General features: G+C 70.0%; 5 protein-coding genes. 4 read left to right on the plus strand and 1 reads right to left on the minus strand.

Features of this window, described 5'->3' with window-relative positions; all coding sequences use genetic code 11:
• Positions 1-473: 473 nt before the first annotated feature.
• A complete protein-coding gene (locus MKL20_RS25900) occupies positions 474-1,493 on the minus strand; it encodes a helix-turn-helix domain-containing protein (RefSeq protein WP_244039058.1) in 1,020 nt (339 codons plus the stop codon).
• 811 nt (positions 1,494-2,304) lie between these two features.
• Between MKL20_RS25900 and MKL20_RS25905 the strand changes: the two genes are divergently transcribed.
• From MKL20_RS25905 to MKL20_RS25920, 4 genes are all read left to right on the plus strand, one after another.
• Entirely contained in the window at positions 2,305-3,096 is a 792-nt protein-coding gene (locus tag MKL20_RS25905; protein ID WP_244039059.1) for an ImuA family protein, read from the plus strand.
• A complete protein-coding gene (locus MKL20_RS25910) occupies positions 3,023-4,651 on the plus strand; it encodes a DNA polymerase Y family protein (protein ID WP_244039060.1) in 1,629 nt (542 codons plus the stop codon). Before MKL20_RS25905 ends, MKL20_RS25910 begins: the two co-directional genes overlap by 74 nt.
• Entirely contained in the window at positions 4,624-7,938 is a 3,315-nt protein-coding gene (locus tag MKL20_RS25915) for an error-prone DNA polymerase (protein WP_244039061.1), read from the plus strand. The genes MKL20_RS25910 and MKL20_RS25915 overlap by 28 nt, the downstream gene beginning before the upstream one ends.
• A 341-nt stretch (positions 7,939-8,279) precedes the next feature.
• Entirely contained in the window at positions 8,280-9,638 is a 1,359-nt protein-coding gene (locus tag MKL20_RS25920) for a hypothetical protein (protein WP_244039062.1), read from the plus strand.
• Positions 9,639-10,123 lie beyond the last annotated feature (485 nt).

Raw genomic sequence — 10,123 nt, forward strand, 5'->3', positions numbered from 1 at the left:
GCTCTTCCGGGTTCGCCGAGGGGGCGCAAGGTCGGATGGCGTCCTTCATGACCCGATTGGGCGCGGTCCGCCAGACCTCCGCTACGGTTGGCCGCAAACCGTGATCCAGGTGGGATGATCGGCACAGGGCGGCCGAAGGCGCCTGTTTCGGGCCGATTCCGGCGCGGTCGCAACAGCTTGGTGGCATCCCGCTTGTCCGCGAGGGTCGGGGCCAAGTGGGATGCGTCTTACCGCACCCCGGTAAAGGCGGACATCGCCGGGCTCCGGTCGCAGGCCGCAGCGGGCACAGTGTGACCGCCGGACCGCGTCCTTGTGGAGCGTCTCCGGCGGCAGCTTCGGACAGGTCCAGATCAACACGGCGAGCCAGCGGCAGCGGCGGTAACGCGTTTCGATGCCGTACCGGCGCGCGGCCTCCAGTTCGCCGAGCGCGGGCGCGCTCAGCTGCCGGAGCTGGTTCGCCGGTGCCCGAACCGTCACTGCCTGGGCGGAGCGCCGATCGCCTTGTGTCGCGCGAGGCCGAGGTCCGGACTCGCGCACGGAACCTTCATCAAGGCCGCGTGCCGGTACTCACGCGGGGGCAGGCCGAAATGCGCCTTGAAGCGCTTGGAGAAGTGAGCCTGGCTGCTGAAACCGCAGTTGAAGGCCAGGATGCCGACCGGCAGATGGGCACAGCCCGGGTCGGTCAGGCGCTTGCCTGCCGCTTCCAACCGGCGATGCCAGATGTACTCGGAGATGTGCTGGCCGCGCGCGTGGAACAGCTCCTGCAGCCGACGGAGGGACACGCCGGTCGCGGCCGCGAGCTGGGGCGGATCGAGGGCCGGGTCGCCGAGATTCGCCTCGACATGGGCCTTGGCGCGCTGGACCACGACAGTCCCGTGCAACGGTCTCGGTACGTCCTTGGCCAAGCGCTCGGCGATGCTGGCCATGATCAGGTCCGTGCCGATGCCGACCATGCGGGTGGCGACATCGAGCGGGATTTGATCGCGGAGGCGGATCAGGTTGGTGATGAAGCTCGTCGCCAGACGGGTCGACGCGAGATCTGCCCCGATCGTCAGGGATGCGTAGAGCCGGGTGGGGCCGAGCACGTCCTCCAGGCGCTTGCGCGGAAGGGTCAAAACCAAAGTTTGGCTGTCGGCGCACGATATCCGCGCGGATGGCCGGCGGTCGTACACCACGAGGTCGCCCGGCCGCTGCACACTCTCCTGACCCTCCTGGATCCGCCGCGACACACCGGCGATCTTGATCAGCACGTCGACCCGGTCCTGGTCGGCGCATCGCCGGATCAGACTGGGCGTCGCTTCGGTGCGCATGGCCGCCTGCGCCAGGGAGGTCATCACGAGGGGGCCGACGCGGGCAACCGTCAACTTGGCCTTGAAGGGCGTCTCGTCGAGCCGGTGCTGCTCGACGGGCATCCCCTGCTCGATCAGCGCCTCTCTCCAGCGATCGAAGGCCTCCCGAGGATGCAGGGCGGCTGTCGAAAACAAGGTCCGCATATGTCTGATTTATTACATTACGGGTATTTCATGACTCAGGTGCATAATCTCATCCGATCTGATTTGAAAGTCGAAAATATTCGGACGTTGCTCATTAGAGTTCGTGCAAAAACTTATAAAATGTTCTGTAGGAAAATTATTTATCCATTCGAATATTTATATTTGACGGAGGGTCTATTTTCTACTGCTGTTAGTTTATGAATTTCTCGGATCTATCACAAATTGTTGAACCGCGGTCAGATACCGTCGGGAAAAGCTGCGGCCGGCCTTCGACGGACACGTTCCGGGCTCAGCCGCCGCAGCGGACCGACGCTGCGCGGAGCGGATAAAACCGCGGGGCCTTTCGCCCGGTGCCGTTCTGAAGGTTCGGCTCCGCCCCGAAACCCATGGCGAGCCCGTTCAGATCGCCCGCCCGTACCAGGCCACGCGCCTCTGGAAGCTGAGGCGCCCGACCTCGTCGGTGGCGCGCCGGGCCTATCTTGCCCGGGTGATCGCCGAGCCGGTGCCGGCAGAGGCGCAGGGTTCCGCGGAGGCCGAGCCTGCGGCGGGCGCGTTGCGCGACCTGGCCGGGATCCGGAGGTGATGACATCCGAACTCGCGCAGAATGCCATTCGATTTTGCGCGTCACACCGGGCCGCGAACCCGGTCAACCGCGGCTTTGGTCGCGGGCGGCCGGGCCGATTCCACCCGCGTCCACATCCATCCACAGGCCAAGCCGCTGGCCCGGCGTCCGATTCAGGCATCGTGCGGAATCGGTTTGTACATGTTCCTGTTATGTTCCTATCGTCCGGCATGATCGGAGCACGCGGAGATGGGGCCGGACCCTGCGAACCAGACCGGGCGGGATCCCGCTTTGGGAAGCCCCCGGGAGCGGCTGGCGGCCCTGCGGGTGCGCCTGGCGGGTCCCGGCGGCCAAGCGGCACCGCGCCCGGTCCTGCCCCTGGGCCTGGAGGCGATCGACGCGCATCTGCCTGGCGGCGGCCTGGCCCTCGGGCCGCCGCACGAGATCGCCCCGATGGAGCCCGCGGATATGGTCGCGGCCCTGGGCTTCGCCCTGGCGCTCTGCGCCGCCCGGCTCGCCCGCACACAAGGCGCAGCGCTGATCGCCGCCGCGCCGAACCAGCCCCTGCCCCACGGCCACGGCCTGGCCGGCCTCGGCCTCGATCCGGCCCGGCTGCTGCTGCTGGAGGCTGGGGGCGACGCCGAGGTGTTTCGGGCGCTCGAGGCGGCGCTCCACGCCCGCGCCCTGCCGGTGCTCGTCGGCCTCCTCGCGGACGGCCTGCCGCTGAAGCCGGGCCGGCGCCTGCAGCTCGCCGCGGAAGGGGGGGCGGACGGCGACGCGCCGCCGCTCCTGCTGATCCTGCGGCCCGCCGAGGCCGGCCTGCCCAACGGTGCCGCCACCCGCTGGCGGATCGCCTCGGCCCCGGCCGCCCGGGACCGGTTCGGGACCCTGGACAAGCCGCGCTGGCGGGCGCGGCTCGAACGCTGCCGCAACGGCCGGGGCGGCGACTGGCTTGTGGAGTGGGACCATGCCGCGCATCGTCTGCGTCTGCCTGAGCCACTGGCCCGTGACGCGGCTGCGGCGGGCCGGTCTCGCGCCTGACCGGGGCCCCCTCGCGGTGGCGGCCGAGGGCTCCGGTGGCCTGCGGCTCCTCGCCCTCGACCCGGAGGCCCGCGCCCTGGGCTTGAAGCCCGGTGAGCCCCTGGGCCGGGTCCGGGCGCGGATCGGCGTGCCGCTCCAGGTCCATCCCGCCGATCCCGAAGCCGATCGGGCGGCGCTGCTGCGGCTCTGCCGCTGGGCGGAGGGCTACGCCCCCGGTGTGGCGCCGTTCGGGGCCGCCGAGGCGGCGGACGGCTTCTACATCGACGTCGCCGAGGCGAGCCACCTGCGCGGCGGCGAGGCGAAGCTCGTGGACGACCTGGCCGGGCGCCTGGCGCGGTCAAACATTCCCGCCCGGATCGCGCTCGCCGACACCCCCGGCGGCGCCTTCGCGCTGGCCTGCTACGGGGCCTCCGACCGGGTCGTCGTGCCCCCCGGCGGGGCCGCGGAGCCCCTGCGGGGGCTGCCCGTGGCGGCGCTGCGCCTCGATCCCGGCACGGTCGCGGGTTTGCAGCGGCTCGGCCTGCGCCGGGTCGGCGAAGTCGATGCCCTGGCCCGGGGGCCGCTGGCCCGCCGCTTCGGCGAGGCCCTGCTGCTGCGCCTCGACCAGGCGATGGGCCGGCGTCCGGAGCCTCTGGCGCCGCTCACCGAGGAGGCCGCCTACCGGGCCGCCCGCGGCTTCCTCGACCCGATCGGCCGGCAATCCGACATCGTCGTCACCGCCCGGCTGCTGATGGCGGAGATCGCCCCCCGGCTGGAGCGGGACGGGGTCGGCGCCTGCGCCCTGCGCCTCGTGCTGCACCGGGTCGACGGGGTGATGCGCGTGCTCGATCTCGGCCTGTCCCGGCCCGAGCGCTGCCCCGAGCGCGTCGCCGCCCTGGTGTCCCTGCGCCTCGACCGCCTGGGCGCCGGTCTCGATGCCGGCTTCGGCTTCGAGACCGTGGCGCTCACCGTGACGGTGACCGGCACCCTGTCGGTCCGCCAGACGGAACTCGGCGCGGCCCCCCAGGGCGACGGCATCGACGCCCTCGCGGATGCCCTGACCCAGCGCCTCGGCCGGCCGCTCCTGCGCCTCGGGGCGCGGGCGAGCCACATCCCGGAGCGGGCCGCCCACACCCTCCCGTGGACGCTACACGGTTCAGACAGCGCCTCGCGCAAGTCGCGACCGGCTCTCTCTCCCGCACGCGAGAGGGGACTCGCGCCTCGACCGGCTTCGTGTGAGTCCGACAGCCCCTGGACCAGCGCGCCCACCTCCTGGCCGGACCACCTGCCGCCCCGGCCCCTGGTGCTGTTCCCCCGGGGCGAGGCTGCCCTCGATGTGCTCTCCACCGTGCCAGAGGGGCCGCCCCGGCGCTTCCGCTGGCGCGCCCGGATCCACGCGATCGTCCATGCCGAGGGGCCGGAGCGGATCGCCGCCGAGTGGTGGCATGCGCCCGCCGAGGCCCGGGATTATTACCGGGTCGAGTGCGAGGCCGGTCGAAGGCTCTGGCTCTACCGCGACGGACCGCACGCCCCCGGCCGCCCGGCCGCATGGTTCGTCCACGGGGTGTTCGCGTGAGCGGCCCCGCCTACGCCGAGCTCGCCCTCACCACGAATTTTTCGTTCCTGCGCGGCGCCTCGCATCCGCAGGAATACGTCGTGCAAGGCGCGGCCTACGGGCTCGCGGCCCTCGGGATCGCCGACCGCAACACCGTGGCCGGGGTGGTCCGGGCGCATGCGGCGGCGCGGGCCCTGGAGGCGGAGGGTTTGAAGATCCGCGTCCTGCCCGGGGTGCGCCTCGTCACCGAGGACGGGTTCGAGGCCGTGACCTATCCCGCGGACCGGCAGGCCTGGGGCCGCCTGTGCCGGCTGCTCACCCGGGGTAATCGCCGCAGCCGCAAGGGGGAATGCCGCTTCACCTTCGCCGAGATGCTGGAGGCCGCCGAGGGGCAGATGTTCATCGCGATGCCGCCGGGCCGGCGCCTGCGCCCCCCGGACGGTTTTTTGGGCCGGCTCGAAGCCCTGGCCGCGGCCGCCCCGGGCCGGACCTGGCTCGGGGCGAGCCACGCGCGGCGCGGCGACGAGCGCCGCCGCCTCGGCCTCCTCGCGGAGCTGGGCGCGCGCCACGGGGCACCCATGGTCGCGGTCTCGGACGCGCTCTACCACCATCCCGAACGGCGCCCGCTTCAGGACGTGGTGGCCTGCATTCGCGAGGGCTGCCGGATCGGGGAGGCCGGCTATCGCCTGGAGGCCAATGCCGAGCGCCACCTGAAGACCCCCGCCGAGATGGCCCGGCTGTTCGCCGACCATCCGGAGGCGCTCGCCCGCACCATCGAGATCGCGCAAAGCTGCAGCTTCTCCCTCGGGCAGCTGCATTACGAGTATCCCGACGAGCCGGTGCCGCCGGGGCGCACGCCTCAGGAATACCTGGAGGAGAAGACCTGGGAGCGGGCGCGCTGGCGCTATGCCGGCGACATCCCGGCCGCCGTCGAGGCGACTTTGCGCGAGGAGCTGCGGCTCATCGCGCAGATGGACTACGCCCGCTACTTCCTGACCCTGTTCGACGTGGTCGAGTTCGCCCGGAGCAAGGGCATCCTGTGCCAGGGCCGCGGCTCGGCGGCCAATTCCGCCGTGTGCTTCTGCCTCGGCATCACCGCCGTGGACCCGTCCAAGCACCGGCTGCTGTTCGCCCGGTTCATCTCCGAGAACCGGGGCGAGCCCCCGGACATCGACGTCGATTTCGAGCACGCGCGCCGCGAGGAGGTGATCCAGCACCTCTACGACCGCTACGGGCGCGAGCGCGCGGCCCTCTGCGCCACGGTGATCCATTACCGCCCGCGCATGGCGATCCGCGAGGTCGGCAAAGTGCTGGGGCTCACCGAGGACGTGACCGCGGCGATCGCCGACACGGTCTGGGGCTCCTGGGGTAAGGACGTGCCGGACAAGCACGTGCGCGAGGCCGGCCTCGACCCCGACAACCCGATGCTCCGGCAGGCGCTCGACCTCGCCCACCAGCTGATCGGGTTTCCCCGCCACCTGTCGCAGCATGTCGGCGGATTCATCCTGACCCGCGGGCGCCTCGACGAGACCGTGCCGGTGGGCAACGGCGCCATGGCGGACCGCACCTTCATCGAGTGGGACAAGGACGATATCGACGCGATCGGCCTGATGAAGGTCGACGTGCTGGCGCTCGGCATGCTGACCTGCCTCAAGCGCGGCCTCGAGTTTTTGGAACGGGACCACGGCGAATTCTACGAGACCCTGGCCGAGCTGCCGCAGGACGATGCCGCGACCTACGCGATGCTGGCGAAGGCCGATTCCGTCGGCGTGTTCCAGGTCGAGAGCCGGGCGCAGATGTCGATGCTCCCGCGCCTCAAACCCAAGGAGTTTTACGACCTCGTCGTGCAGGTGGCGATCGTGCGCCCCGGCCCCATCCAGGGCGACATGGTCCATCCCTACCTGCGGCGGCGGTCAGGGGACGAGCCGGTGGTCTATCCGGCTCCGCATCCGGACCACGGGCCGGCGGACGAGCTGCACGCGGTGCTGCACAAGACCTACGGCGTGCCGCTGTTCCAAGAGCACGCGATGCAGATCGCCATCACGGCGGCGGGCTTCACGCCGGCCGAGGCCGACGGGTTGCGCCGGGCGATGGCGACCTTCCGGCATGTCGGCTCGATCGGCGGCTTCGAGCAAAAGTTCGTGGGCGGCATGACCGGCCGCGGCTATCCGGCGGATTTCGCCCAGCGCTGCTTCGCGCAGATCAAGGGTTTTTCCACCTACGGCTTCCCGGAGAGCCACGCGGCGAGCTTCGCGCTCCTGGTCTACGCCTCGGCCTGGATGAAGTGCCGGCACCCGGACGTGTTCCTGGCCGCGATCCTCAACGCCCAACCGATGGGTTTTTATCAGCCGGCCCAGCTGGTGCGCGACGCCCGCGCCCACGGGGTCGAGGTGCGGGGCGTCTGCGTCAATGCCAGCGCCTGGGACTGCACCCTGGAGCCGGCCGGGGATCCGAAGCGGCACGCGGTCCGCCTCGGCCTGCGGCAGGTGAGCGGCCTGCCCGAGGCCGCGATGCACCGGCTCGTCCGGCTGCGCGCCAACGGCTATGCCAGCATCGAGGGCCTGCAGGCGGCCCTCGCTTTGCCGCGCAACGCCCTGGAGCGCTTGGCCGAGGCCGACGCCTTCCGGTCGCTGGGCCTCGACCGGCGCGCCGCCCTGTGGATGGTGCGGACGCTGGAGGGCACCTCCTCCCGCAAGGCGGCCAAGGCGGACGGGACCGAGCGCCGCGGCCATCTCCTCGACGCGCCGCTGCCGCTCTTCGCCTGGCACGCCGATGACGGCCTGTTCCGCCACGAGCCACAGGTGGACCTGCCGGCCCTGCCCCTGTCCGAGGCGGTGGCCGAGGATTACGCCGCCACCGGCCTGTCGCTCCAGGGGCACCCGGTCGCGTTCTTCCGGGGTCGCCTCGCCCGGATCGGCGCGATCCCGGCCCGGGCCCATTGCGACCCGTCCCTGCCCCAGGGCGCCCGGGTCACGGTGGCGGGTCTGGTGCTGATCCGCCAGCGGCCGGGCACCGCCAAAGGCGTGGTGTTCCTGACCCTGGAGGACGAGACCGGCATCGCCAACGTGATCATCTGGAAAACGGTGTTCGAGGCCAACCGCCGGGCCGCCATGCAGGCCCGCTTCCTCGCCGTGCGCGGCCGGGTCCAGCGGGCGAGCGGCGTGGTCCATCTGGTCGCCGAGGGGTTTCGCGACCTCACCGAGTCTTTACGCGACCTGCGCGCCGCCGGGATGCGGCTGCCGCCCGAGACCACGGATTTCGGCGCGCCCCCGGACCGGCGGATGTATCCGAGCCGGGATTTTCATTGAGGGGCTGCGTGGGGGGACGCCCCGTCCGTGCGCGTGCCGCGAAGCGATCCAGGGGACGAAATCGGACGCTTGGTGGCATCTGCTGTCGACCCAACCTAGTCGTATAAACAGTTACGAGGGCTACCCAAACGCGGACGTAAGCGTTGGTTCGGTTCCACGACGAAAATGACCCGTTGCGGACCTTCCGCCCTGCCTATTCGAATGTCCGCTCTGAAAGCGAAGCAGCCTCGAAAGCGGCGGCCATGACATCAGTAGGTCGTGCTACAAACTTGCAATCTTCAGGTTGGATGAGGGCCTGACGTGGGATCCCCCATGCCTGTCCACGGTCCTTGGGGAACGCCATGCGGATCGACGATAGGGTCTTCGTCCATCATCCGGAACTGATCGGGCTCGATCCCGACGGTACCGACGTCGTGGACCTCGAAGGTGCACTTCACGAGGCGGCAATCGGAGCGACCGAGATCACGATCCTCGGTGGTTACTACAATCCCGATAGGATGGTGGCCTTATGCAAGCGGGTCCCCCGCGCCCATCGTCGATACTGCAGGGTCAGGATCGCGATCGGGCTGGAGGCGACCGCTCTGATCCCGCGAACCTGGACCGACATGCGGGGCGTAAGGGCCACGCTCCGCAGGGCCGGCTTCCATGACGTGTCAGTGGCCGTGGTGACGAGTTCACCCGTCCACTTCCATACCAAGCTATTTCGTATCCTGAGGACGACCCAGCCGGTCTGGTTCATCGGATCGGCCAATCCCGGCAGCAAGCGTCACGAGCTTATGGTCCGCCTCTCGGGACGGCACGACGCCCTCTCGGCCTATGTCGAGGCTGTATTCGACATCGCACAACCGGTGACGGACGCTCCGCCGCCCGACACAGATGTCTTAACGCCGAGGGAGTTCTTCCTGACGGGCGTGCTCTGCCACAAGCCGCCCGCGACACGCCTGTTCACCTTCGATGCCTTCAGGTTCAGCCCGGCCGACAGGGACAGGCTGGCTGCAGTCCTAGCGGGCGAGGCCGGCGTCGAGCACGCACGGCCACGGACCGAGGGTTTCGGCTTCGGGCTGAGAAGCGCCCTCGGGATGGAGGAGAACGATGGCTCCGAAGTCGAGGAGACCGCGCAGCGCATCCAGTACCGCCGCTCAACGATCGAGACGGTCCTCGGGCACTGGATGCCGCGTGCCTACGCGGCCGAGATCAGGCGCCGGGTCCAGGGCGAAGAGACCTCGCGACTGATGCGGCTGACCGTCCTAGCCAACGCCTTGCGCGGCGAGGACGGACGGGCGCGCGCCATCGCGGCTTTCGCGGACCATGTCCGATCGATGGAGACGGTGCTTGGCCGGCACGAGATCCCTGCGCAGCCGGTCCAGGACCGCGAGGCCGCCTTCGCCCGGTTCCTCGACTCACGAAACAGGACGCTTGCCGACGAGGAGCGCCGGGTACGCCTATCCCGGGTCCTGACCCTGACGGATATGCCGGACATCTGGGGGGACGATCATGCGGTGGAGGCATTCGAAACGTCCTTCCACGAGGATCTCGCGTCCCGCCTCGCCGCCGCCGGCGTGGCGACCGGGCGGATCGTGCGAAGCCTCGCCCGGGGCATCGGCCTGTCGAGTGAGGAAACGGCCGAGGAAATTGCCGGCGCCCTCGCATCCAGGCTCGAAACGCAGCCTTGGGACGACGACGAGTGGATCCTGGACTGACCGGATCGTGCTCGTCGATCAACGCGTGAACGTTGCATGGGAGGCCATCACGCCCATTTATCGGTCGGGGACCGGGGCGGACGGCTACGCTCCGTGGGCTGTGGGAGGACTGCGTCCCATCAAACCACGACCACGATCACCTGGTAATTTGGGCGGTCCCCTCCAACCGCGCACGCATGTCCGACGAATCGGCCGTTCGCTCGGATTGAGCGTCCGCTTTTCAGGTTCCGCCACCCGAAACCAGACTGGCAGAAAACCACCCTTTGCAGACGGCACCAAGCGTCAGATCTCATCCACTCCGTCGCTCCGCTCGCGACGACGCAGCCAAATCGACCGTCAATTTGCTTGACAATGTTCCTATTTTGTGCTCATTAGCCGCCACCTGTCCTTCGGTGCTTCGGGAGCGATCCCGGGGCACTCTTCGGGGGTCCGTGCGGTGGCTGACCGGCGGGTTCGGAGGGTGGGGCGGTGCCCGCGTCGGTGGC

The organism is Methylobacterium sp. E-066, from assembly GCF_022829635.1.
Taxonomy (GTDB): domain Bacteria; phylum Pseudomonadota; class Alphaproteobacteria; order Rhizobiales; family Beijerinckiaceae; genus Methylobacterium.

Bases quoted from the DNA above. Each gene is read 5' to 3' on its own strand.
- MKL20_RS25900 (WP_244039058.1), bottom strand. From the start codon at position 1,493: ATGCGGACCTTGTTTTCGACAGCCGCCCTGCATCCTCGGGAGGCCTTC.
- MKL20_RS25905 (WP_244039059.1), top strand. From the start codon at position 2,305: ATGGGGCCGGACCCTGCGAACCAGACCGGGCGGGATCCCGCTTTGGGA.
- MKL20_RS25910 (WP_244039060.1), top strand. From the start codon at position 3,023: ATGCCGCGCATCGTCTGCGTCTGCCTGAGCCACTGGCCCGTGACGCGG.
- MKL20_RS25915 (WP_244039061.1), top strand. From the start codon at position 4,624: ATGGTTCGTCCACGGGGTGTTCGCGTGAGCGGCCCCGCCTACGCCGAG.
- MKL20_RS25920 (WP_244039062.1), top strand. From the start codon at position 8,280: ATGCGGATCGACGATAGGGTCTTCGTCCATCATCCGGAACTGATCGGG.